Source organism: Paraburkholderia sp. SG-MS1 (assembly GCF_012275575.1).
Lineage (GTDB): Bacteria > Pseudomonadota > Gammaproteobacteria > Burkholderiales > Burkholderiaceae > Paraburkholderia.
In genome coordinates this window covers 1-24,088 of record NZ_NPIH01000156.1, presented here as the reverse complement: position 1 = coordinate 24,088, position 24,088 = coordinate 1, and the positions used below count along the sequence as shown (strand labels likewise).

The following is a 24,088-nucleotide window of genomic DNA, read 5'->3' as shown; positions in this document are numbered from 1 at the left end:
TCCAGGCAACGGAGGTCCCGGCAACGGCGGCAACGGAGGTCCAGGCAACGGAGGTCCCGGCAATGGCGGCAACGGAGGTCCAGGCAGCGGAGGTCCAGGCAACGGCGCAGGCAACGGTGGTCCCGGCGGCAAGGGCGGCCCTGGCAACGGCGGCTTCGGTTCAGGCCGCGGTGGCTTCGGCGGTGGCTTCGGCCCGGGCCGCGGCGGCTTCGGTGGCGGCTACGGCGGTGGTGGCGGCCATGGCGGTGGTCACGGAGGGGGCAATCACTAACCGAGGATAGTGTTACTTGCAGCGCGCGGAGGCCGACACGCCGGCCTCCGCGCCAGATCAGCAGCAGAAGACACCAGCAACCTGCCCAACCGGAGCGGACGGTCCCCGTCCACTCACCCTCACGCACTCCCCATCTCGATCACACGCTCCTGCACTACCAGAAACACCTTCTCTCCAGCAGCACGTCCTTCCTCGCGCGCCCCCCCGGTAAAGCTGCCAAAAGCCGGCAACACGCCACACTCAATCCCGAACCGGAAACACGGCACCCGCACCGAATCGGTCCGCGTCGTGATCCGATAGACCGGATGCACATGACCTGCGAGCGCATACGCGCCATCGACCCGCTGCGGCAGATGACACAACGCCCACGGCCCGACGAGCCAGGGTTCCCGCACAGACTCGATAGCCAACGTCGACGGCAGCGCGCCCGCATGCCGGTCGTGATTGCCCTCCACCAGCACGACCCGCAGTCGCGCATGTCGCGCGCGCCACGCATGCAGCGCATCGAGCATTTCCGGCACATGCGATTCGCGCGCGTGCAGCAGGTCGCCGAGGAACACGAGCATGGCCGGGTCGAATTCGGCGATCAGAACGTCGAGGCGCATCAAGTTGTCGGCAGTCGAGCCGATCGGCACCGGGATGCCGCGCGCGCGAAACACGGCATCCTTGCCGAAATGGGCGTCGGCGACGAACAGACAGCGCAGCACAGGATCGAAACTCGCCCGCAAACTCGACAGTACCAGGGCATGCCCGGCGATGTGAACCGTCAACGATGAGGGCTTCATGTTCGCGCGGCCCTCTCGAGTTCGGCCAGCATCCGCTCGACGCGATCCGCGAGCTTCTCCGTGCTCACCTTTTCGCGCAAGCGCCCGACGATCAGCGGAAACGCAAACGGCGTCGGCTTCTTCGGCCGCATCACCACCACCCGGCTCGCGTTCATGCGTTCGAGCGCGCGGCGAATCCGCTGCGCGTCGAGTTCCTGCAGCAGCACTTCGTCATCGGCCTGATTGAGCAGCAGGTTGCCGCGATCGTGCCGACGAAAGATCTCGTAGAAAAGGCCACTCGACGCCTGCAATTGCCGCGCACTTTTCTGCTGGCCAGGGTGTCCCTGAAACACCAGACCCGACACGCGCGCGATTTCGCGAAAGCGACGCATCGACAGCTCGGACGAGTTGAGGCTCGCGAGAATGTCGTGCTCCAGTTCGTCGGGCGAGAGCAGCCCGCTTTGTAATTGCGCGGCCCAATCGAATGGTTGCGCGGACAGCAGCTCGAACCCATAGTCGTTCATCGAAATCGAAAAGGTGCCGGGCTTCTCGCGCGCGACTCGCCATGCGAGCAACGCGCCCAGACCGATATGCGCGGTGCGCCCGGCAAACGGATAACAGAAGAAGTGATGTCCTTCACGCGACTTCACCAGTTCCACCACGAGCACGCCCGGCTCGGGCAACCCCGACCATTTCTGCTGCAATTCAAGCAGCGGCCGCACGGCGCGCATTTCGGGCTCGTCGAAGATACCGTCGGCGGCGCGCGCGAGCATCGTCAGCGTGGCGTCGGCGAGTTCGGATGACAGTGGCATGCGGCTTCCCGCCCATTGCGGCATCGCTCCACGCGAGGTCGTGGCGCGCCGCACCCACGCGGTCATGTCCTGCACACGGATCAATTCGAGCGCACGGCCGCCGAAAGTAAAAATATCCCCCGTTTTAAGGCGTGAAATGAACGACTCTTCGATCGCCCCGATGCGGCCACCGGACAGATATGCGACATTCAGCGTGCCATTCGCCACGATGGTACCGATGTTGTTGCGATGCCGCCGCACCAGATCCTCGCGCGGCACACGGTACAGTCCGTCGCCGTCGCGCACCACCCGATGGTAGTCGGGGTACGCGCGCAGCGACGTGCCGCCGCCTTCCACAAAGGCGAGCGCCCAGTCGAACTCCGCTTGCGTCAGTTGCCGGTAAGCATAGGTGCTGCAAATTTCACCATATAGTTCACGCGCATCGAAGCCGCCGCCGATCGCGACGGTGACGAGATGCTGGACCAGCACGTCGAACGGTTTCTCGGGCGTTTCGCGGCCTTCTATCTGACGCTTGTCGACGGCCTCGCGCGCGGCGGCGGCCTCGACCAGTTCGAGCGCATGCGTCGGCACGATAGTCACCCGCGACGGGCGGCCAGGTGCATGCCCCGAGCGCCCCGCGCGCTGCATCAAACGCGCGACGCCCTTGGGCGAACCGATCTGGAACACGCGCTCCACCGGCAGGAAATCGACGCCGAGATCGAGGCTCGACGTACACACCACTACTTTCAGCAAGCCGTTCTTGAGGCCTCGCTCGACCCATTCCCGTACTTCCTGATCGAGTGAGCCATGATGCAATGCGATCAGGCCGGCCCATTCGGGCCGCGCTTCGAGCAGCGCCTGATACCAGACCTCACATTGCGAGCGGGTATTGGTAAACACGAGCGAGGTCTGCGCTTCGCCGATCGCATCGGCGACCGCGCCAACCTGGCGCATGCCCATATGGCCGCCCCAGGGAAACCGCTCGATGGTGTCGGGGATCACCGTATCGACGATCAGTGCTTTGGGTAGCGCGCCATGCACGCTGACGCGCGGCGTCTTCACGGGCGCGAGCAATACGTTGGCGGCGAAGGGCAGGTTGCCGAGCGTCGCCGATAAGCCCCATACCTGCAACTTAGGGCGCCAATGCGCAAGACGCGCGAGCGCGAGTTGTGTCTGCGTGCCGCGTTTGTTGCCGAGCAGTTCATGCCATTCGTCGACGATCACGAGGCGCACATGCGAGAGCACTTCGCGCGCGTCGGGCCGGGTGAGGATGAGCGTCAGGCTTTCGGGCGTCGTGACGAGAGCCGACGGCATGCGCCGGTTCTGTCGCGCGCGTTCGGCCGACGACGTGTCGCCAGTGCGCAGTCCGACGCTCCACGGCACCGCTAGTTCGACCGCGGAACTTTGCAACGCGCGCGCGGTGTCGGCGGCGAGCGCGCGCATCGGCGTGATCCAGAGCACGGTGAGGGGGGCCGGGTGCGTGCGTGCCGTGCGTTTGCCGGACGAGGGTTCGGCCGTCGCGAAGGCGTTCAGCGCACCGAACCACACGGCCCAGGTTTTGCCCGCGCCGGTGGTCGCGTGCAGCAGGCCGCTCGCGCCTCGGCCGATTTCCGCCCAGACGTCGCGTTGAAAATCGAAGGGTTGCCAGCGGCGCGCTTCGAACCATTCGCGGAGTTTGTCGGCAAATGGGCGGCGCGCGGCGGCTTCGTCCAAAGCAAACGGGAGGGGTTCGAAGGCCGGCTCGCGTGCGTCGAGCCGCGCCTGCTGTTCGCGGCTGCGCGGAATCCGCCGTGCCCTGGGCGCCCGGCGCCGTTCCGCCGCGACAGAAGGTGCGGGAACGAGGGACTCGTCGGAATCAGTCGGCGCGGTCATCGAAAGTACGCTTTGACATGGGAGTCAGGTGTCGACGAATGGGTCGCGGTGGGTGTCTTATGTGGACTACTGAAGCGTGGCGGTGGTTCACATCGCAGTGCGGTCCGTGGTCAAATGCCGGGGGTCGCTCGCTCACGCTTGCTCTTGCCTGCGCGCCGGCGAATAGCAATAGTCTATGCATCACGGAGTTCCTGTTGAGTCACGCACAAGTATCGTTGCCGCAAACCTCATTACGAATCGCGACTGCACAAGCACAACCGGTTCCCGGCGACGTGGCGGCCAACATCGCGAGAACGGTCGAATTGACCGGTGTCGCCGCCGATCAGGGCGCGAAACTGGTGGTTTTTCCCGAGAAATTCCTGAGCGGCTACGAGCCGGATCTGATCGCCGGCGACCCCGCGAAGTACGCATTCGACGCACACGATCCGCGACTCGAGCCGATTCGCACGGTGTGCCGACAGCGCAAGATCGCGGTGATCGTCGGCGCGGCGACGCGCTGCAGGGTGGCTGAACGTGGCGCTGATGGTCTGCATATCTCGTCGCTGATATTCAACCGCGCCGGCAAGCAGATCGAGCCGTATCACAAGCAGTATCTCTATAGCAGCGAGGCGCGCATTTACCAGCCGGGCTCGCAGGGCTGCATGCTGGAACTCGACGGATGGCGGCTGGCTCTGAGCGTGTGCTACGACTCTGGTTTTCCCGAGCATGCGCGGCTTGCGGCGGTCAATGGTGCGCATGCCTATCTGGCGAGCGCGCTCTTCAGCGCAAAGACCGGGTATCACCAGTCGCGTATCTGGTTTCCCGCGCGTGCTTTCGACAACACCTTGTTCGTGCTGTTGTCGAATCACGTCGGTACGACCGGTGGGTGGGCAGCGTGTGGCGCGAGTGCAATCTGGAGTCCGTATGGCGACGTCATTGCGCAGGCTGGCCGTGATCGCGCCGAAGTGATTAGCGCCTTACTCGATCCGGCAGTGCTGGCCGGCGTGCGTGAACGTGAAACGGTGCTGGCCGACTTCAATGCGCGAGGTGAGGTATTGGCGGCTAATAAATACAGGGTGCAACGCCTCGATTGAAGCGCGTTCAATCGAGCCTGGCGCGTTAGCGCAATTGGCATATTGACGCTTTGGGTTCTGGCACTCTCGTAATAGAGCGAATCGTCGGACACATACGCTATTTTCCGCGAGACAGGATTCGTGTCGATTGCACGAGTCGACAGAAGGCATGCACGGTACTGCCGCGCGACGGCAAGCAATAGGCAATCCGCTACAATGATGCGCATTACCCCACTGGAGATTCGCTTTGAAATCCATCGTTGCTCTGGTTGCCGCTGCTGTCCTCTCCTCGACGGCCATGGCCGCCGCGCCCACCACTGACAAACTGCCTTCCGGCGTGATCGTCCAGCATCTGACGGTAGGCACGGGCGCCCAACCGGCAGCCGAGGATGTCGTCAAGGTCAACTATCGCGGCACGCTGCCGAACGGTACCGAGTTCGATAGTTCCGCGAAGCACGGCGGCCCGGCATCGTTCCCGCTCAATCGCGTGATTCCGTGCTGGACGCAAGGCGTCCAGAAGATGAAGGTAGGCGGCAAAGCCAAACTGACGTGCCCGGCGGCGACTGCATATGGCGATCGTGGCGTCGGCCCGATTCCGCCGAATACCGATCTGACGTTCGAAATCGAACTGCTCGGCATCGGCAAGTAACTCCGGTGCGAAATGCGTCGACAATTGAGCCCCGCTGCGGATGCCGTTGCGGGGTTTTTTGTTGCTCCGGGGGCGGAGTCAGCCCGGTCGGGTATTCATCATGAAACGTGAAAAGAGCACCGTGCGGGTTGCAACTATCGGTTTCGCCGGCAAGAGCGCCGAGCATTTTTTCGATTTGCTGAAAAGCGCCCAGGTGCACACCGTTCTAGACATTCGCCTGAATAACACCTCGCAGCTGGCCGGCTTTGCGAAAAAGCAGGATCTTCCGTACTTTCTCGACAGGTTGTGCAATGCAGCGTACGTCGAAATGCCGGAACTCGCTCCCGAGCCGGATCTGCTGAAGCGCTATCAGGGCAAGCAACTGTCCTGGGACCAGTTCACGGCGGAGTACGTCGAACTGATTGCAAAGCGCCGCGTGGAAAGCAATCTGGATATCGATCTATTTCAATCGGCTTGCCTGCTTTGCAGTGAACATTTACCCCATCGCTGTCACCGCACGCTTGCGGTCGAGTATCTGAATACGCAATGGAATGGCCGCATGGCGGTTACTCACCTGTCCTGAGGCTCTTATATATATAGCGGTCCAGGCGGAAATGCGGGAGAGTTCTTCTCTCTGCACGCGACATTGCCCCATCCGGGGGACGCCTTCTTCTACCGCCATCCCGGAAGTCTGAATGGTCAGGGTCGAGCGAGTCATGCCGTTTGGCAAAGCGAATCGCTTCTTATCGCGTGATCGGCGAGTACGTGTGATGCGTCTTTTTTAAAGCCGGACTGCACTCGGTCGTCTACTATCTACTCACGCGCCCACCCCGAATTCGCCCTGCTGCGCAGTCGAGAACCTTCGCCGTCATCCGTCGCGTGTCAGGAGCGCCAGCCATGAATATCGACTTTCACTATGGTGTGGTTTATATCGCCGCCCGCGTCGGCGGGATGACGGCTGGCGACGCATTGACCGTGGCGCATGCCTGCCAATACGTCGACGACGCGACGACCCGGGGATTACTGCGGTTCAAGGGCGGTGAGACTTTCGAGCGGTTTGCCACTGCGCACAAGCTATTCGACTACGCCAACACCGAGAACGATCAGAACTGCCTCGTGTGGACGCCATTTCATTTTCTGCCGGCCGCGGAAGGTGAAACCCTCGAAGAGAAAGCGATTTGCCGGCCGGACAGCGAGGTCGCCCGCGAAGTGGTGCGGCGTGCAATCCGGCAGCGCGACTCGGAGACCGGTTTGCACCGACTGGGGGTGACGCTTCACGCGTACGTCGATACCTGGGCACATCAGGGATTCGCGGGAATAGAGAGCCCAGGAAATCGGGTGCATCTACTGGAAGCTCAGGATTGCACGCGCAAAGGCTGGTTTGCCAGTCTCCAACTCGTGGCCGGTCATCTGCTGGAACACATCGAAGAAGACATATTGACGCTGGCGCTCCCCGTCGGTCACGGCGCCGCGTTGCACTATCCCGATCAGCCGTGGGCTCGCTGGCATTACATCGACGGCAAAAACAATTTCATCTCGAGACATAACCTGCCGGAATTCGTCGAGGCGGCCGACATGGCTTGCCGCGCAGTGCACGCTTATGTGGCGGGGCGGGAAGACTTCGAAACCCAGTCCGGCTTGCCGGAGGATGTGAAAGAGACGCTCACCCGTCTGCTCGATACGAACCGCCATGCGGACGATAACGACCGTTTGCTAACCGTTTGCGAGTGGGTAAAAGCCGGCCGCATTCCGGGTTTGAAAGAGCGGATTCCGGCTTATATCGCCAAGGGGCGAGGTTCCTGGAAACACCAGGCGACTGGTTTGGAATGCGACGACGACACCGGGGACAGACCGGTGTGGACGAACGCCTTTGAGAAAAGCGATTACCGGCGCTTTCACGACGCGGTCAAGCAACACCGTTTCGTGACGACGCAGGAGATCCTGCCCGCTCACGGACTGCGGATCGCGTGAGTGAGAGGAAGAACTGGAGTCGGAGCCGTTGCCGAGACTCGTGATATTGGCGACTCCTTTTACTGAGCAGACTATTGCATCCTTGCTTGCTGACGCTGTGCGGCCTGTTCCTCAGCGTGCTTCTTCGCTACATGCCGTCCGACGATGCAACCGCCCACCGCACCGACGACCGCGTGATGCCCCGCATAGTGACCTGCGACGCCGCCGACGACGGCTCCCTTCAGGCAACCCGCCGCGTTCGCCGTGCCGGACATGGCCGTAGTGAGTGCCGCTGCTGCAAGGGCGACTTTCGTAAAACCCGCTTTCATCTGAGAGTACCGTTCTGTTGAGCTTGCCGAAGGTGGTGCTGCCCGGGTTCTTTTCAATAGCCAACCCAGTGCCCGTGTTCGCGTGTTTCAGGTTCCTGCCGGTTTTGCCAGGCACGGTCCGCAGTATAGAAGCGCTGCCCCGGCAGAAGTGAAACAGTGCCGAGAAATTCGTAACGTCGAGTTACTTCTGTCCTCCGTAGGCATTTCGTCGGCGTCGAACGTGGTCTTTTCATTGCCCATAGTGCTTTTTTAAAGCGGGCCACCAGGAAAGCCAACTTTCGAAGGAAAATTGAACTACTGTCCTTTGAATATTGAAATGCTTGCCTATAGTAGAAACGGCTATTGCTGCGAAGCACGGCAAACCACCTTTTCGTCGATGCGGGTACGGGGAAAACAGAAATGACGCCTTCGAATGCTGCGACCTATCAGTCCGGAGCCTGTACCCCAGCGTCGCTACGCACGCTTGCCGGGTATCTCGAACTGGCGCTAGACGAAGGCGAAAGCGTGGTTCTGATGCGGATTGGGACGCAGGTACGCAACGTTTATGTCGGTGATCCATCCGGTGCTTTGGAGGATCTTACGGATTCGGGGGTGATCGATGCCTTTCAGGCGGACGAAATCCTGATGCTGACCAGTCTGGGACTCAACCGGTTAACGGCAGATGGTCAACAATACCGTTTCGTACGAAGTGTGCGTTACATTGCCGACCGCCAGGCCGTCGTTTTTACGCCTGCCTGAGTCGGAATGCCGGAACTGGGAGGAAAAAGAAGAGTCTTCGGGAAAGGAAAAGAAAGAGAGAGATCGGATATTCGAGTAGTGGACCTGAAAGCTCCGTACTCGAACGCCAAGTGATGGCAGTGCGTTGGGTGCCTTAAAACACCACACAGATCTGCCTTTCTTCATTCATTCATGGCATAGTTCGACGACTACCACATAGGGAGGAATCAAATGCCAACGTTAGAGCAAATCCAGGCAAAGCTGAAGAAACTGCAGGCGCAAGCCGATATCCTTGTTGCCAGAAAAGCGCAAGTCGCGGTCGACCAGATTCGCGAGCTCATGCTCAAGCATGGTTTGACTACTGAGGATATCGAAGCCAAAGCAAAGGCGAGGCGCGCGGCGCGCGGCTTGAATGGCCATGGAGGCACCGGCAAGGCAAAAGCCAGTGCCTCGGGAAAACCGGCGAAATACCGCGACCATAAAACCGGTGCAACCTGGACGGGCCACGGGCGCGCCCCGGGTTGGATTGCTGGCGTGAAAGACCGCACTCAATTCCTGATCGATGGCGCGAGCGAACTCAAGTCCGCGGCAAAGGCCGTCGTCGCTCATGCAAAAGCCGGTAAAGGTCAGCCGAAAGGCGCTCAGCCGCCCAAGTATCTCAATCCGAAAACCGGTGCGACCTGGAGCGGCCGTGGTCCGGCGCCCGCATGGCTCGCAACGGTGAAAGACCGCACGAAGTTCCTGATCGACGGTGCAGCGGCCAAGCCCGCGACTCAAGCGGCAACTCAAGCAGCGACCAGGGCGGGCAAAGCCCGATCGGCGGCAACCAGCGGTGCGGTGAGCAAGAAAGCCGCGGCGAAAAAAGTCGTAGCGAAAAAGGCCGCCGTGTCCAGAAAGACGGCTGCGAAGAAGGCCACGGCAAGCAAAAAAGTCGCAACGAAGAAAGCCGCAGTGAAACCCGCTGCGAAGAAGAGCATGGTCGCGAGGGCGGCAAGAAAGGCGCCGGTCCGCAAAGCCGCCGCTAAAACTGCAGTGACGAGCGCTGCGGCAGCGCCGCAAGCCGCGGCCGCGACGGTGCCAGCCAGCGCATGAGCGCAACGGAGTCGTGAAGTAGATGACTAGCACGATCGATTCACTCCGGCAGGAAGACCAGGTCATCCTGCTGGAGTCCGTTCCTCATCCGGCAGCGGATGCCGCCGAACCGTTCATCGTCGCGAGCGACCGCCGGGTGATTCTGGCCTACCCGATTGCAGAAGCCGACTTTGAACGGTTCGGACCATTCGATCCCGACGACGATCCCTTTTGCACGGTGCTATTTGCCGATGCCGCGTTTCATCGGCTCGGCCCACCGGGCGACGTCGATCTCGAGATTCACCCGCTTGCCCTGCAAGGGTTGCTCGGCTATTCGGTACACGAAGTCGTGAATTCGTCGCTGACGGCGGAACTTGCCACGGTCGGACCGGCGCCGGCATTGCGCCATTTCGTGATTACGTTTCAGGACTCGACGTTCGAATGCGTGGCGTCGGACTATACCGTGGTCGGTGTCTACGGCGCGGGCGAGATTGCGAGCCGGGAAGCGTTCGCGTTGGTCAGGTAACTCGAAATAGCGGCGTAGCAAAGCGCACGCCCGCAACGGGCACGCGCAATGCGTCCGGTATGCGTGGTTAAAGCCGGACGTCGGGTCCGGCACTCTCCGTCAAACTGCAGGACATGCGTTGCGTGTTCTGCCGCTGAGCATCGAGGCCACGCATGCTGACTATTCCCCTTACCGCATTCGTCACGCTCGTCATCATTCTGGTGATCGCCAATCTGTCGAGCGGCGAAAAGAAGATCGAACACAAGATCGAGCGGCTGTATGCGAGCGACGATCCGCAATTTCTTCGTTCGATGGGATTGCTGCTCGGCCCGCCTGTCGTTTCCGGCAATCGCTTTGAAATGCTGCTGAACGGCGACCGCATTTTCCCTTCGATGCTAGAAGGGATTCGCTCAGCGCGCAAAACCATCACATTTGAAACGTTCATTTATTGGTCCGGCGAGATCGGCGAGCAGATAGCCCGTGCACTTGCGGATAAAGCGCGTGAAGGCGTCGCGGTGCACGTTCTGCTCGACTGGGTCGGCTCGTCGAAAATGGACAGGCATTATCTGGAGATGCTGCGCGACGCGGGAGCGGCAGTGATCCAGTATCACAAGCCGCATTGGACCGGCCTTGGCCGCATGAACGATCGCACTCACCGCAAGCTGCTGGTGATTGACGGCCAGATTGGCTTTACCGGCGGCGTAGGCATCGCGCCGGAATGGACCGGACACGCGCAGGATGAAAAGCATTGGCGCGATACGCATTTTCGCGTGGCCGGTCCGGTGGTCGGACATATGCAAGCGGTGTTCATGGACAACTGGGTGAAGGCAACCGGCAATGTACTGCACGGCCCGGATTATTTTCCACACGTCGAACCGCAGGGCGACGGTCTCGCCCACATGTTCAGCAGTTCGCCGTCGGGCGGCAGCGACGATATGCAGCTGATGTATCTGATGGCGATCACCGCCGCCACGCATAGCATTCATCTCGCGAGCGCCTACTTCGTGCCCGACAAGCTAACTATCAACGCGATCGTCGAGGCCGCGAAGCGCGGCGTGAAAGTGCAGATCATCACGCCGGGCAAACGCATCGATACGCACACGGTGCGCGAAGCATCACGTGCCTGCTGGGGCGATCTGCTCAAAGCGGGTGTCGAGATATTCGAGTACCAGCCAACCATGTTTCATTGCAAATTGCTCGTCGTGGACGAGTACCTGGTGTCGGTCGGCTCGACCAATTTCGATAGCCGTTCTTTCAAGCTGAATGACGAAGCGAACCTGAATATCTACGATCGGGACTTTGCGCGCCAGCAAACTGCCACCTTCGCGGACGACATCGGGAAGTCGCAACGCATCACGCTCGACGCGTGGATGCACCGTCCGCTGACGGAAAAGCTGATTGAAAAGTTCGTATGGATACTGGACACGCAGTTGTAGAGCAAGGCCAATTGATGAAAGTCGACTACGACGGCGAACGCTAAAACGTCTGCGATGGGATACCGACTAAAGAACCGCGCCACTCAGGTAGGCTTCGACGGCACCGTCAGCCGGTGAATGGCCGCCGTCCGTTGTCATGGCGGCAGACTCGGCGAGCGCCGCCTTGGCGTGCCGATAGGCGTTCGCAAAGCCACGCAGTTCCAGGGTGACCGGACGATCCTCCAGCCGGCGACGCAGCAGCGCCTGCGCAATGCAACGGTCGATTAACGCAAGCTGGCTGTCGATATAGTCGGCACATAACCGGCGGCAGTTCGCGGAGACGGCCGCCACCGTCAGCAGCGCGGGCACGATCGAGATCGTCAGAAAGCCGCCTGCGGGAATGCGCGCCAATGCGGCGGGCGACTCGAACAGTTCTTTGCGTAGGGCTTCGAACACAGCCTGGCCCCATACATGGCGCTCTTTTTCCAGCGCAAGGCGGCGACGCATCAGGGCGTCTTTGGCACGAGCGTCGACGACGCGGCCTTGCGCGACCATCAACACCGCGTCTTCGCGTTCGCCTTCGCGAATGCAATCGGCGCCGAGATACACGGCGCTCTGATTGCGCGCGGCCAATACCAGATGCTGTAGCGTGTCGGGTACGAGCGGATCGAGCGGCACGACCTCGCACGTGAGCGGCTTGCCGTGCAGATGAATCGCGCAGCGCCCATCGTCTTCGAGCGCGGGGCAACGCGCGAGCGAAGGGTAGTCATAGCCTTGCGCGGTGATGCTGAAGGTATCGCCGGCGCGATGCAGCAGCGTATTTGCGAGCGTATCGAACGCGGCGATATCCGCCTCGTCGAGCACGCGCTCATGTTGCCCGACGCGCACACGTTCGCCCACGCGTTTGCGCGGTATGCGGCCAATCGCAATGCAGCCGATGAACCGGTCGCGATGCCGGAACAGTTCCGCCAACGTCATCGCCGGTGGACTATTGCAGCATTTGCCGCACGCCGAACACGCGAATGAGAACGCGTTCACCATGGCCGGCGCACCGAGTCCTGATAGCGCGTGAGGATGAAATGCGCAACGTCGTCCGAGTGATACGCGGCGACCAGTTGTGCGACCCACGCCTTGCCACGGTCGCTGTCGCGAACGCTCAACACGTTGGCATAGGGCGAGCGCGCGTCTTCGAGGCCAAGGCTGTCGCGTGCGGGATAGAGTCCCGCACGGGCCGCGTCGTCGCTGTCGATCACGGCGAAGGCCACGCTGTTCAGCGAGTCGAACAGACGCGCGCGCGGCACCTGGCGGATCTTCAGATTCAGGCGGTTGCTCGTGATGTCGGCGAGGGTGGCATGCAGACCCGCACTGTCCTTGAACGTCAGCAGCGTGAAGTTCTGCAGCAGGATCAGCGCGCGTGCGGTGCCGTCACGATCGCCGGGAATCGCGATCGTTGCGCCGCGTCGCAACTGGCCGAGGTTGGTCAGCTTGCGCGAGTACAGGGCAATCGGAAACGTCACGGTCGTGGCGACGCTCGTGAGCGCATAGCGATGCTGTTTGCGCTGCGCTTCGAAGCTCGGCCCGTCTTCGAAGCTCGCGGCGTCGATCCTGTTCGCGGCGAGCGCGGCGTCGATCGCCGACGGTCGGTCGAACACGACCACGTCGAGCGCGAGTCCGCGTGCGGCCGCGACGCGGCGCACCTGGTCCATGATCTCGGCGTGCGCGCCCGCACTCACGCCGACTTTGATGGCCTGACCCGGCGCGGCCGCCGCGGCTTGCATAGGCTGCAATAATGCGGCGACCCCTAGCAGCGCCGTTAATGCGATCTCACGCGGCTTCATGACGCGTCCCTCGACACCGTGCGAAAGCCGATGTGCGCGGCGGGCAAATCCGCCTCCTGTTGCTCGCGTGAGGCCGCGCGATAGCGCACGCAATAGTCGCGTGAGCAGAGAAACGAACCGCCCTTGATGACCATCGGCGTATCGTGCCGGCGGCTGAGCGGTGCGACGGCTGCGGTATCGCCATTGGTGTGCGACTGGTGCGGACCGCTGTAGACGTCCTTGGTCCACTCCCACGCGTTGCCGATCATGTCGTAGAGCCTGAAGTCGTTGGCCGCATAGCAACCCACGGGCGCGAGCCCGACGTGACCGTCCTCGTCGGTGTTCAGGACCGGAAACACGCCTTGCCAGTAGTTCGCACTCGGCTTGCCGTGTTCGTCGCGCGGTGCGGTGTCGAGGTCCGCGCCTTCGTGGCCGGCTTTGCCCGCGTATTCCCACTCGGCCTCGGTCGGCAGATCGCGGCCGAGCCATCGCGCGTAGGCGAGCGCGTCGGCTTGCGTGACCATCGTCACGGGCTGGTTCATGCGGCCGTCGAGCGTGCTGCCCGGACCGGTGGGATGATTCCACGCGGCGCCCCTCACCCAGCTCCACCACGCCAGGTCGCGGGTGTTCATCTCTTCACGCGTCGGCGAGTGGAACACCACGGCGCCGCCCTGGCGTTCCGAATCGCTGACATAACCGGTCGCTTTGACGAAGGCGGCGAACTGTGCGTTCGTCACGTCGGTCTGATCGATCCAGAAGCCGGCGACGTGTGTCTTGCCGTCGCCGGCGGGGCGCTCGTCTTCATAGCCGAGCTTGCTGCCGAACACGAAGTCGCCGCCGGGCAGATGCACCATGCCAGCCTGCGGGTCGTCGCGCCAGCGCGCGGGCAAACCGCTGTAGCGCGCGCATTGCTTTTCCGACCCGAGCGCGGCGGGCGGCCGCGAGCGGTTCAGGTCGTCGAATGCGCCTTGTTTCGCGGCGCCGCCGAATACGGTCGACGCGGCAGTCGAAGCGACCGCTGCGGCGGTGAACGCGGCGGCGAAGGCGGCCGCCGCCAGCACGGCGTAGGCGCCGTACAGCGCCGCGCCGCCTTTGAGCTTGAATCGAAACGTCATTGCGTGCTCAGTAGTAACCGCGTGGACGTAACGGCTCGACGCCGCCGACGCTGCTCATATAGCTGTTCCACTGCTGCACGAGGCCGTCGATCACCGACGAATTCTGCGTCGCTACGTCCTGCGTTTCGCCGCGATCCGAATTCATATCGAACAGTTGCCAGTGACCATCCACGGGACCGAGCGGCGGCTCGGTCCACAACGCTTTCCAGCGACCGTCGGCACTGCGCAGATAACCGCGTCCGTACGCTTCGTCGCCGAAAGATGCGGTGTGCACCGCGCTCGTGGCCTGATCGTTCAGGACCGGCAACAGCGACTGCCCGGTGATCGGATACACGTAGCGATTGTTGTAGACGACCTTGCCCTTGTTCTCATCGACGCCGGTGAGCGTGTTGATCAGCGCGGGCGCGGCTTGCGTCGGCGGGGAGATCTGCGCGAGCGCGAGGAACGTGGCAGTGTTGTCGGTGACGTGCGTGAAGTCGCGCAGCGTCGGCTTCTGCGAGGTCTGACCCGGCAAATGCACGATCAACGGCGTGGACACCCCGCCTTCGCCCGAATAGCCCTTGGTTTGCCGGAACGGCGTCGCGCTCACTTCGGCCCAGCGCAAACCGTATTGCAGACGCTTGGCGTTTTGCAGGCCGTTGTCGGTGCCGAGCGTCGAATAGACCGGCTCGGCGGCATTGGCGGTGTCGGTCGCGCTCGGGTCGGCGCCGGAATCGATGGGCCAGCCTTCCGCGCCGTTGTCCGACTGGAACATGATGAACGTGTTGTCGTATTCGCCGATATCTTTCAGATGCTGGATCAGCAGACCGATGTTGTGGTCGAGGTTCTCGACCATGCCCGCGTAGATTTCCATGTAGCGCGCCTGCGCTTTCTTCTCGGCGGGCGAGAGGCTATCCCACGTCTTGTTCACGGTGCCGGGGCCGTAGTCGGTGTAGCCTTGCGCGGCGCTATGCACGGCGCTCACGTACTTCGCGTTCACCGTGCCGTTGTTCGCGGTGGCGGGGCTCGCGACGAGCGTTTCCGATGCGCCGCCGTACGGCACGAAGTCGTTCGGGACGATGCCGAGCGCTTTTTGCCGCGCGATGCGCGCGTTGCGGATCACGTCGTAACCGGCGTCGTATTTGCCGGCGTAGTTGTGCAGATAAGGCTCGGGCACCTGGAGCGGCCAGTGCGGCGACGTGTACGCGGCATACGCGAAGAACGGCTTGCCGTCGCCCTTGTTGGAATCGATGTAGGAGATGAGGCGCTGCGTGTAGAAATCGGTCGAGTAGAACACGGCGGGGCTGCCACCCGTACCGCCCGGTTGGCCCGGCTGGCCGGGCTGCACATACTGGCCGTCTTCCGTGTAGTTCTTCGAGCCCGCCGGTTCGTGCGCGAAGTGATTGGTCGCGGCGCCGCCGAGCAGCGCGTAACTATGCTCAAAGCCCCACTGGTCCGGCGTCTGGCCGCTGCCCGTGGCACTGCCGACGATGCCCGAGCCGATGTGCCACTTGCCGGCCATGTACGCGTGATAACCGCCGTCCTTCAGCAATTGCGCGACCGACAACGCGCGGTCGTTCAGATATCCCTCATAGCCCGGCAGGCCTTTGCGTTCGTCGGTGGGCACGCCCATCGTGCCTTCGCCGACAAGATGGTGATCGGTGCCGGAAATCAGCATCGAGCGCGTAATCGCGCAGACGGTGCCGGTGTGATGATTCGTGAGGATGCGGCCGGATTGCACCAGCGCGTCGAGGTTGGGCGTATTGATTTCGCCGCCGAACGCGTGGATGTCGGAATAGCCGAGGTCGTCGGCCATGATGTACAGAATGTTGGGGCGCTTCTGCGCGACTATGGGCGCCGGTGTCGGCGTCGCGTTAGCGCTCGGCAGACTGTCGTCGCCGCACGAGGCGAGCCCGACGAGGCTGGCGACGGCTGCGCCGATGAGGCCGAGACGAAAAGCGGAAGGATGCGATCTCTGTGTTGTCATTGTTGTGCTGACCGGGTATGTCGGGTCGCCGATGTTAGCAATGACGTCGATAAGCCCAAAGATCGATTTCTGCGTTGCTATGAAGGATTGCCGATATGGCTGTTGCAGCGTCGCCGGGCAATGGCGGGCGGCTGTCGCGAGCCGTCGTCGGGTGCTAGTTGCCTGGATCGAGTACTGGCTTGTCCGGGTTCGCCTGTGTTCGATAGGGCAGTTGCGCGGCATGCGGGTCGACGACCGTGTTGTCGATCACGCGTTCGACGTCCGCTGTCTTCGCAAGCTCGGCGAGGAACGTGCGCTTGTCGAAGTCGGGCGCGACGCAGCCTTCCACGTAGACGAAGCGGCGTTGCAGCGTGAGCCACAGTGTCGACTGTTCGCGCCAATGCGTCGCATAGTTGATGTTGGCAAGACGCCGCTGCACAGCCTCGGCGATTTCCGCGTCGTACAGATAGGCGTTCGACAAACGGCAGCGGCCCTCGATCCAGCAGCTATTGCCACGTTCGATCCGGTAGTGGCTGTCGTCGAGCCATTCCTTTTTCGTCTCGAATGGACCGAGTGGCGTGGGGCACTCGCTGATTGCGCTGGAGATCTGAAAGAACGGGTCGTGGCCGCGATTCACGCGCGGTTGTTCCGCATGAGCTCGCGTCGCGGCTGTGCAAATGAGCAGACAGGCGAGGCGCAATCCGATCAGGCGTGTCATCTTTAACCCGCTCCAGGTGTTGGCCGTTCAACGGTAAAGCGTTGAACGGCAACCCTATTTTTACACCTGAGGCGGGGAAGTGCCTGGCGGACAACGGGCGACGACGGCTACTCACGCGCCTGCGGAGGCTTCCAGTTCCGCCAGACGTTTGCGTAGCAGTCGATCCTCCTGGAAGCGGGTGGTTTCGTCCCGGATCACGGCGACGATGCCGCTGAGTTCATTTTGCGGCGAATGCAGCAGCGCGACAGTGAAGGCGATCGACATTGACCGACCGTTCTTATCCACTGCGGGAACACGCAGCACGTCATTGCCGTAACGGGTTTCCCCCGTTGCCATGGTCTTGTGATAACCGTCCCAATGACGGCCGCGCAGGCGTTCAGGAATAATCAGGTCCAGTGACTGTCCGAGCGCCTCGCTTTGCGTAAAGCCGAACATGCGTTCAGCCGCTGGGTTCCAGAAAGTGATGCTGCCGCCGGCATCGGAGATGATGATAGCGTCGCCGATTGCGTTGGCGAGTTGCTGGAAGTCGATGGCGGATTGCACGGCGTTCCTCCCAAGTGAACACGGATTCGAAGCGGATGCAGCGCCCTCACGGGCGCCGCATGGGCACGCCAGAGCCCGAAGCGGGCCCGTGCGACACCGTTAAACTGCCTTGATTTCGCGTAGATTGAAGATGTCCTGCCGGCTGTAGCCCAGGCCCAACAGCACCTCTTCCGTATGTTCTCCGAGCAGCGGCGAGGCGGTCACTTCCGGCTTCATATCCGAGAACTTGATCGGGCTGCCGACCGTCAGATACGAGCCGCGTTTCTTGTGCGGCACTTCCACGATCGTGCCGCTCGCGCGCAATGACGGATCGTTAGCCAGTTCTTTCATCGTCAGCACCGGTGCGCACGGAATGTCGAACTTGCGCAGGATGTCGACCGCTTCGAACTTGGTCTTGTCGGCGAGCCACGCTTCGATCGTCTTGAAGATGTCGAAGATGTGCGGCTGACGCGCTTCAGCAGTCTTATAGGACGGGTCATCGATCCATTCGGGCTTGCCGAGTGCCTTGCAGATCGGCTCCCATGCATGGCCCTGGATCGTGAAGTAGATATAGGCGTTCGGGTCCGTTTCCCAGCCTTTGCACTTGAGCACCCATCCCGGCTGACCGCCGCCACCCGCGTTGCCGCCGCGCGGCACCACGTCGCTGAATTCGCCGTGCGGATACTGCGGATATTCCTCGAGATAACCCACCCGTTCCAACCGTTGCTGGTCACGCAGTTTCACCCGGCACAGGTTCAGCACGCTGTCCTGCATCGACACGGCAACCTTCTGGCCTTTACCGGTCTTATCGCGTCCGAGCAGCGCGGTCAGAATGCCGATTGCCAGATGCATACCGGTGTTGCTGTCGCCGAGCGCGGCGGCGCTGATGGTCGGCGGGCCGTCCCAGAAGCCGGTCGTGGAGGCCGCGCCGCCCGCGCACTGTGCGACGTTTTCATAGACCTTCAGGTCGTCGTAGTGATGGCCGTCGCTGAAGCCCTTCACCGAAGCGACGATCATCTTCGGATTGAGTTCGTTCAGGCGTTCCCACGAAAAGCCCATCCGGTCCAACGCGCCCGGGCCGAAATTCTCGACCAGAACATCGGACTCACGAATCAGTTTTTCGAGCACTTCCTTACCTTCGGGCTTCTTCGTGTCCAGCGTGAGCGACTTCTTGTTGCTGTTGAGCATGGTGAAATACAGCGCGTCGGCATCAGGGATATCGCGCAGCTGGTTACGCGTCACGTCGCCCGAACCGGGTCTTTCGACCTTGATCACATCGGCGCCGAACCAGGCGAGCAACTGCGTGCACGCCGGACCTGCCTGAACGTGGGTGAAGTCGATGATCTTGATGCCTTCCAAAGGTTTGGTCATGTCGATAGCTCCGTGGTTGCCCTGATTACTTTTTCATTGCCGCGCTTTGCGGATTCAGATTGGTCAGGCGGCCGCTCTCGGTGCCCGCCGCTTCATCGATGACGGCATTGATCAGGCTCGGTTTGCCCGATGCGATCGCCTCGAGCAGCGCCTTCGTCAGTTCTTCCGGTGTGGTCGTGTGATAACCGACGCCGCCGAACGCCTCGATCATCCTGTCGTAACGTGCACCCTTCACGAAGACGGTCGGTGCGACGTCCTTGCCGCCGGTCGGGTTCACGTCGGTGCCGCGATACACGCCGTTGTTGTTGAATACGATCGTGCAGACGGGCAGCTCGTAACGGCAGATCGTTTCGAGTTCCATCCCGCTGAAGCCGAACGCGCTGTCGCCTTCGATCGCGACAACCGGCTTGCCGGTCGTGACGGCCGCGCCGATGGAGAAGCCCATGCCGATACCCATGATTCCCCACGTGCCCGAATCGAAGCGTTTGCGCGGCTCGTACATGTCGATAATGCTGCGCGCGTAGTCGAGCGTATTCGCGCCTTCGTTGACGACGTTGATGTCCGGACGCGTCTTCAGCACATCGCGAATCGCGCGCAAAGCGCTGTGGAAGTTCATCGGCGACGGGTTTTTGTCGAGCGTCTCGGCCATCTTGGCGAGATTCCTGTTCTTGCGCTCGGCGATCGCGCCGAGCCACTCGGCGCCCGGTTGGCGGAAGCTCGCATCGATGCCGGCGCGCAGTGCCGCCACGCATGAACCGATATCGCCGATGACCGGCGCGGCAATCGCGACGTTGCTGTCGATTTCGGTCGGCGAGATATCGACCTGGATGAATCGCTTCGGCTGCGCGCCCCACGTTTTGCCTTTGCCGTGCGAGAGCAGCCAGTTCAGACGTGCGCCGATCAGCACGACCACGTCGGCTTCCTGCAGCACGAACGAGCGCGCCGCCGACGCCGACTGTTCATGCGTATCGGGCAACAGGCCCTTGGCCATCGACATCGGCAGATAGGGAATGCCGCTTTGCTCGACGAAGCCGCGGATCTCCGCGTCGGCCTGCGCGTACGCCGCGCCCTTGCCGAGCAGGATCAGCGGACGTTTGGCGCTCTTGAGCACCTCGATCGCACGCTTGACGGAGTCCGGCGCCGGCAGCTGGCGCGGCGCGGCGTCGACGACTTTCACGAGCGACTGCTGCGCCTTCACGGCGTCGAGCGTTTGCGAGAGCAGCTTGGCGGGCAAGTCCAGATAGACGCCGCCGGGGCGGCCCGACACGGCAGCGCGAATCGCACGCGCCACGCCGATGCCGATGTCCTCCGCATGCAGCACGCGATACGCGGCCTTGGCATATGGCCTGGCCGCATTCAGCTGATCCATTTCCTCGTAATCACCTTGCTGCAGATCGACGATTTCGCGTTCGCTCGAACCGCTGATCAGAATCATCGGGAAGCAGTTGGTGGTCGCATTGGCGAGCGCCGTCAGACCGTTCAGAAAACCCGGTGCCGACACGGTCAGGCAGATGCCCGGCTTCTGCGTGATGTAACCGGAAATGGCAGCCGCGTTGCCTGCATGCTGTTCATGACGAAAGCCGATGAAACGCATTCCTTCCGCTTGTGCCAGTCGCGCCAGGTCGGTAATGGGAATGCCGACCAGACCAAAAATGGTATCGATGTCGTTCAGTTTCAGCGCATCGATGACGAGATGGAATCCGTCGGTCGTTTCGGTCGCCTGTTGTTTTAACGTGTCCTCTGTTGTGGACTGGTCGGCTTCTGCCATGACATCTCTCCTTATTGGCGGGGCGTTGTGTGGTGGGTCGTGAGCGGGGCGCTCACGTGGTCGGTTATTCGGATGAGCCGCTGGACCATGGCTGCAGCCGCGGTTCGGCCACAGCTACGCCGGCTCGCACGCCTGAGTTTTCGATCCAGCGCTTTCTCATGGGGGCAAGGATGAACTTTGCGGAGACGGCCGCCGCGATCGAAATCACCGCCGCCGAGATGAACACGGTGTTCCATCCGCCGTTCGCCGACAGCAGCGAGGCGATCGGCACCAGCATCGCGGCCGTACCCTTGGCGGTGTAGAGCGTGCCCGCATTCGCAGCGGCGTGTTTGCTGCCGAACGTGTCCGCGCAAGTCGCGGGGAAGATCGAGAAGATCTCGCCCCAGCAGAGGAAGACAGCGGCTGCGAAGAACATGAACGCATACGGGTTGTGGCCGAACTGCATCAGCCCCAGCAGCGCGACACCTTCACCGAGGAAGATCATGAACATCGTGTTTTCGCGGCCGATGCGGTCTGAGAGAAAGCCGCACAGGGGACGGGTGAGGCCGTTGCACAGGTTGTCGATCGACAGCGTCATCGTGAGAAGCGGCAGCGTGATGCCGATCAAACTCACGGGCAGCCTGGCAAAACCAAATTCCTTCGCGATGGGCCCGAGCTGCGCCGTCGCGATGATGCCGCCGGCTGCCACGAATACGAACATGAAATACAGCACCCAGAAGAGCGGGGAGCGGATCATCTGGCCGGACGTGTAGTCGATCTTGCTGGCAACGATACGTTTGGCCGGAATCGCATTGGCGGGCGGCTTCGGCCGCACCATCAGGGTGGCGAGCAGCAAAATGAAGACACCCTGGAAAATGCCGAAGAACATGAACGCGTGCTCGTAACCCGAACGCTGGATCATGTTGGCAATCGGGATCACCGTGACGGCCGCGCCGGCGCCGAAACCCGCTGCGGTTAGCCCGGCTGCGAGACCGCGTTTGTCCGGAAACCATTTGAGCGCCATCCCGACACAGGTGCCATACACGCAGCCCGCGCCAATGCCGGCGATGACCGCTGCGACGTACAGCTCGGCGAGACTGGTTGCATGTGCGTTGATGATCCAGCCGAGCGCAGCGCACAGCGCGCCGCCGCTCACCACCGGGCGAGGGCCGAACTTGTCGACGAGCCAGCCCTCGACAGGCACGAGCCAGGTTTCGGTGACGATGAAGATCGTGAAGGCGGTCTGGATCGCCGCTTGACCCCAATGGTGCTTGTTGTCCATCGGTACGACGAACAGCGTCCACGCATACTGCAGATTCGCGACGAGCCCCATGCACATGATGCCGATGGCGAGTTGCACCCATCGGTGTTGCCAGAATGGTGCGCGGCCGCCTTCCGATACGTTGGAATGTCCCATGTCTCCGTCTCCTGTTCTGCCGCGCTCGAGTGACGCGTTGAACTTACGTGATCGAATCGCTTCGTCGCCGTTTGCCTGCCGGCGATGAAGCGCCAATGGTCGGCCAGAAAGCACTGCACTAACGAAAACCCTTACTCGCCCACGAAACAGTTGAAAGGGCGCTATTGCACGTGCAACGTGTGTGAGGGGATGCTGCGCGAGTTCGCCAATAAACGAAAGTTAAAACATTTTATGGTTTGTATTAGGCATCCCTAATATAAGGGTCTACCCTTTTGCCATTCAGTGAATGCGGAACGCGATTTTTTCGCCGGGAGCGGGTTTTCCCCGAGGCTGATCGGCTCGTGATTTTTTCGTACGCAGGCTGACGAGCCCTGTTTCGGTCGGCGGTTGGCCGCTGTAAGAATTGAGCGGCTCGAAAAGCACGCGCGATAGCGTTTCACGGCGGCGAAGGCCGTTGGATTTCGTGCGAGACTGCGCATGCGGGCAATAAAGAACTGCAGAGAATGGCTCTCCCCGCGCTACCGCTGCGGCAACAGCGATCGCATGTATAAGCCAATCACTATGGTTTTGCCAAAAAACTTTAACTATTGTTTATTCATAGGCGCTTCTATTCTGGGTCAATGTCATTTGCCGGAAGGAGACGACCATGAACCCAACTCAACTGCATGCTCGCCACAGCGAGCACGATGCGCAAGTCCAGGCACAACTGTGTGCCTATAACGCCGCTTTCGACGAACTCGGCCTGCGTTTCCGTTGGGATGAGCGCACGCTGACGTCGCTGGCCATGATCGACGGCGAACAGGAGCAGATTGCCGCGTACATCGAAGCGCAGCATCCGCACTTGCTCAAAGCCTATAGCGCCGAGTTTCTGAGCCGCGCCATTCTGGAGAAGAAACACGCCCGCTATCCCGAGCGCTTGCAGATACGCGTCGATAGTGCGGCGCCTGCGGGCCACGTGATGCGTCAGCCACAGACGAGCCGCTGGTCTGAACGCATGTCGTATGAGATGGAGTTGCCGGCGTTGGTTGGCGTGTAGTGGACATGTAGCTGCGGTGCCCGGCATGAGGGCGCGAGTTGCCGGACGGCTGCGCGCCGCTCGGCGCGTTAGCCCTCACCGCTGCGTGCGCCGGTTCTCCACCGCAAACTTGATCAGCTCTGCCTGACCTTCGATATCGAGCTTGCGCTTCAGATTTAGCCTGTGCGTCTCCACCGTCCGCACGGACAGATCGTTGCGCTGGGCGATCTGCTTGCTCGACAGGCCTTCGGCCAACGCATCGAGAATGTCCCGCTCGCGCGGCGTGAGACGTTCGACTGGCGATTGCGTCGCCGACGCCTGGATCAGCCGCGCGCCGAGTCCCGCGCTGAAAAACGTCTTGCCGTCGAGCACCGCGCCGATCGCCTGAATGATTTCGGTGGCGGGCGAGTCCTTGAGTACGTAGCCGCTCGCGCCCGCGCGAACCGCCTGGGTCACGTATTCGAGGTTGTCGTGCATCGACAGCATCAGCACGCGAATCGCCGGAAAGCGCTCATGAAAGAGTCCCGCCAGCGCGATGCCGTTCATCCCGTTCATGCCGACGTCCATCAGCACCAGATGTGGTGTCTCGCTCGCGGCGAGCGTTAATGCTTCCTGCGCGTTGCCCGCTTCCCCGACCACTTCGAAGTGGCGCACTGCTTCGAGACGCGCGCGCAGACCATCGCGCACGAGCGGGTGATCGTCGACGAGAAGCAGGCGCGCGATGGCGGCAGAGGTGTCGTTCATGAATGGATTTCCTGCAGGGGCGGCTGCGCCGCCTCGGATGTCCCGAGCGGCACGCGCGCGGTGACGACCGTATGGCCGGTTTGTGAGGCGAGCGACAGCTTGCCGCCGAGTGCTTCGAGCCGCTCGCGCATATTGCGCAGACCGATGCCCGAGCGCCGGCCGACGAAAGCGTGCGTTACGTCGAAGCCGCGGCCATTGTCCGCGATCGTCAGCGTGGCCGCGTCGTGCGAGATGTCGAGCGCGAGCGCGGCGCTCGACGCCTGCGCATGGCGCACGATATTGGTCAGCGCCTCCTGGGCGATGCGAAACAGC

Annotated in this window: 24 protein-coding genes; 10 read left to right on the top strand and 14 right to left on the bottom strand. The window is 61.9% G+C overall.

What is annotated here, in order from left to right; genetic code table 11:
- Nucleotides 1-271: hypothetical protein (locus CIC12_RS12305; RefSeq protein WP_194248380.1), on the top strand; the 271-nt coding region annotated here is incomplete at its 5' end.
- Between the two features lie 119 nt (nucleotides 272-390).
- Here the strand turns inward: CIC12_RS12305 and pdeM are convergent.
- Together pdeM and CIC12_RS12295 are read right to left on the bottom strand one after the other, a co-directional pair.
- Nucleotides 391-1,056, bottom strand: a complete 666-nt coding sequence (gene pdeM, locus CIC12_RS12300; protein WP_168664381.1) for a ligase-associated DNA damage response endonuclease PdeM — start codon at nucleotides 1,054-1,056, stop codon at nucleotides 391-393.
- Nucleotides 1,053-3,698 (bottom strand): ligase-associated DNA damage response DEXH box helicase, encoded by a 2,646-nt coding sequence (locus tag CIC12_RS12295; RefSeq protein WP_168664380.1) that lies wholly within the window; start codon nucleotides 3,696-3,698, stop codon nucleotides 1,053-1,055. Before CIC12_RS12295 ends, pdeM begins: the two co-directional genes overlap by 4 nt.
- Nucleotides 3,699-3,892: 194 nt before the next feature.
- On the opposite strand from CIC12_RS12295, the gene CIC12_RS12290 reads away from it, so the two are divergent.
- From CIC12_RS12290 to CIC12_RS12275, 4 genes are all read left to right on the top strand, one after another.
- Entirely contained in the window at nucleotides 3,893-4,771 is an 879-nt protein-coding gene (locus CIC12_RS12290; protein ID WP_238812551.1) for a carbon-nitrogen hydrolase family protein, read from the top strand.
- A 277-nt stretch (nucleotides 4,772-5,048) separates the two neighbouring features.
- A complete protein-coding gene (locus CIC12_RS12285) occupies nucleotides 5,049-5,399 on the top strand; it encodes an FKBP-type peptidyl-prolyl cis-trans isomerase (RefSeq protein WP_174772026.1) in 351 nt (116 codons plus the stop codon).
- Nucleotides 5,400-5,499: 100 nt separating this feature from the next.
- Nucleotides 5,500-5,961 (top strand): DUF488 domain-containing protein, encoded by a 462-nt coding sequence (locus CIC12_RS12280; RefSeq protein ID WP_168664383.1) that lies wholly within the window; start codon nucleotides 5,500-5,502, stop codon nucleotides 5,959-5,961.
- Between the two features lie 314 nt (nucleotides 5,962-6,275).
- On the top strand, nucleotides 6,276-7,349 hold the full coding sequence (locus CIC12_RS12275; RefSeq protein ID WP_168664377.1) for a DUF6765 family protein: 1,074 nt from the start codon (nucleotides 6,276-6,278) through the stop codon (nucleotides 7,347-7,349).
- Between the two features lie 71 nt (nucleotides 7,350-7,420).
- Here the strand turns inward: CIC12_RS12275 and CIC12_RS12270 are convergent, their stop codons facing one another.
- A complete protein-coding gene (locus tag CIC12_RS12270) occupies nucleotides 7,421-7,657 on the bottom strand; it encodes a hypothetical protein (RefSeq protein ID WP_174772025.1) in 237 nt (78 codons plus the stop codon).
- 399 nt (nucleotides 7,658-8,056) lie between these two features.
- On the opposite strand from CIC12_RS12270, the gene CIC12_RS12265 reads away from it, so the two are divergent.
- The 4 genes from CIC12_RS12265 to cls all read left to right on the top strand — a co-directional run bounded on the left by CIC12_RS12265 (nucleotide 8,057) and on the right by cls (nucleotide 11,386).
- Nucleotides 8,057-8,395, top strand: a complete 339-nt coding sequence (locus tag CIC12_RS12265; RefSeq protein WP_168664376.1) for a hypothetical protein — start codon at nucleotides 8,057-8,059, stop codon at nucleotides 8,393-8,395.
- Nucleotides 8,396-8,605: 210 nt separating this feature from the next.
- Nucleotides 8,606-9,466, top strand: coding sequence for an H-NS family nucleoid-associated regulatory protein (locus CIC12_RS12260; protein ID WP_168664375.1), 861 nt, complete (start codon nucleotides 8,606-8,608; stop codon nucleotides 9,464-9,466).
- A gap of 22 nt (nucleotides 9,467-9,488) precedes the next feature.
- On the top strand, nucleotides 9,489-9,971 hold the full coding sequence (locus tag CIC12_RS12255; RefSeq protein WP_168664374.1) for a hypothetical protein: 483 nt from the start codon (nucleotides 9,489-9,491) through the stop codon (nucleotides 9,969-9,971).
- A gap of 152 nt (nucleotides 9,972-10,123) precedes the next feature.
- Entirely contained in the window at nucleotides 10,124-11,386 is a 1,263-nt protein-coding gene (gene cls, locus CIC12_RS12250) for a cardiolipin synthase (RefSeq protein WP_168664373.1), read from the top strand.
- 66 nt (nucleotides 11,387-11,452) lie between these two features.
- Here the strand turns inward: cls and CIC12_RS12245 are convergent, their stop codons facing one another.
- The 9 genes from CIC12_RS12245 to oxlT form a co-directional block, all read right to left on the bottom strand.
- A complete protein-coding gene (locus CIC12_RS12245) occupies nucleotides 11,453-12,406 on the bottom strand; it encodes a hypothetical protein (protein ID WP_168664372.1) in 954 nt (317 codons plus the stop codon).
- A complete protein-coding gene (locus tag CIC12_RS12240) occupies nucleotides 12,400-13,203 on the bottom strand; it encodes a MetQ/NlpA family lipoprotein (protein ID WP_168664371.1) in 804 nt (267 codons plus the stop codon). The genes CIC12_RS12245 and CIC12_RS12240 overlap by 7 nt, the downstream gene beginning before the upstream one ends.
- Nucleotides 13,200-14,297 (bottom strand): formylglycine-generating enzyme family protein, encoded by a 1,098-nt coding sequence (locus CIC12_RS12235; RefSeq protein ID WP_168664370.1) that lies wholly within the window; start codon nucleotides 14,295-14,297, stop codon nucleotides 13,200-13,202. The genes CIC12_RS12240 and CIC12_RS12235 overlap by 4 nt, the downstream gene beginning before the upstream one ends.
- A 7-nt stretch (nucleotides 14,298-14,304) precedes the next feature.
- The gene (locus CIC12_RS12230) at nucleotides 14,305-16,263 is read right to left on the bottom strand and encodes an arylsulfatase (protein ID WP_168664369.1); all 1,959 of its coding nucleotides are present in this window, start codon (nucleotides 16,261-16,263) and stop codon (nucleotides 14,305-14,307) included.
- Nucleotides 16,264-16,417: 154 nt separating this feature from the next.
- Complete coding sequence (locus CIC12_RS12225; RefSeq protein ID WP_168664368.1) at nucleotides 16,418-16,960, bottom strand: hypothetical protein; 543 nt, start codon at nucleotides 16,958-16,960, stop codon at nucleotides 16,418-16,420.
- Between the two features lie 111 nt (nucleotides 16,961-17,071).
- Nucleotides 17,072-17,503: a PAS domain S-box protein gene (locus CIC12_RS12220; protein WP_168664367.1), complete on the bottom strand. Its 432-nt coding sequence runs from the start codon at nucleotides 17,501-17,503 to the stop codon at nucleotides 17,072-17,074.
- Nucleotides 17,504-17,602: 99 nt separating this feature from the next.
- Nucleotides 17,603-18,853, bottom strand: a complete 1,251-nt coding sequence (frc, locus tag CIC12_RS12215) for a formyl-CoA transferase (RefSeq protein ID WP_168664366.1) — start codon at nucleotides 18,851-18,853, stop codon at nucleotides 17,603-17,605.
- 25 nt (nucleotides 18,854-18,878) lie between these two features.
- Nucleotides 18,879-20,621 (bottom strand): oxalyl-CoA decarboxylase, encoded by a 1,743-nt coding sequence (gene oxc / locus CIC12_RS12210; RefSeq protein WP_168664365.1) that lies wholly within the window; start codon nucleotides 20,619-20,621, stop codon nucleotides 18,879-18,881.
- A gap of 64 nt (nucleotides 20,622-20,685) precedes the next feature.
- On the bottom strand, nucleotides 20,686-22,017 hold the full coding sequence (gene oxlT, locus CIC12_RS12205; protein WP_168664364.1) for an oxalate/formate MFS antiporter: 1,332 nt from the start codon (nucleotides 22,015-22,017) through the stop codon (nucleotides 20,686-20,688).
- A 646-nt stretch (nucleotides 22,018-22,663) separates the two neighbouring features.
- Between oxlT and CIC12_RS12200 the strand changes: the two genes are divergently transcribed.
- Nucleotides 22,664-23,053 carry a hypothetical protein gene (locus CIC12_RS12200; protein WP_168664363.1) on the top strand — a complete coding sequence of 130 codons (390 nt, stop codon included), beginning with the start codon at nucleotides 22,664-22,666 and terminating at the stop codon, nucleotides 23,051-23,053.
- Nucleotides 23,054-23,128: 75 nt separating this feature from the next.
- Here the strand turns inward: CIC12_RS12200 and CIC12_RS12195 are convergent, their stop codons facing one another.
- Both CIC12_RS12195 and CIC12_RS12190 read right to left on the bottom strand, forming a co-directional pair.
- Nucleotides 23,129-23,776 carry a response regulator gene (locus tag CIC12_RS12195; protein ID WP_168664362.1) on the bottom strand — a complete coding sequence of 216 codons (648 nt, stop codon included), beginning with the start codon at nucleotides 23,774-23,776 and terminating at the stop codon, nucleotides 23,129-23,131.
- A partial coding sequence (locus tag CIC12_RS12190) for a sensor histidine kinase (RefSeq protein ID WP_174772024.1) occupies nucleotides 23,773-24,088 on the bottom strand: 316 nt, incomplete at its 5' end. The genes CIC12_RS12190 and CIC12_RS12195, both read right to left, overlap by 4 nt.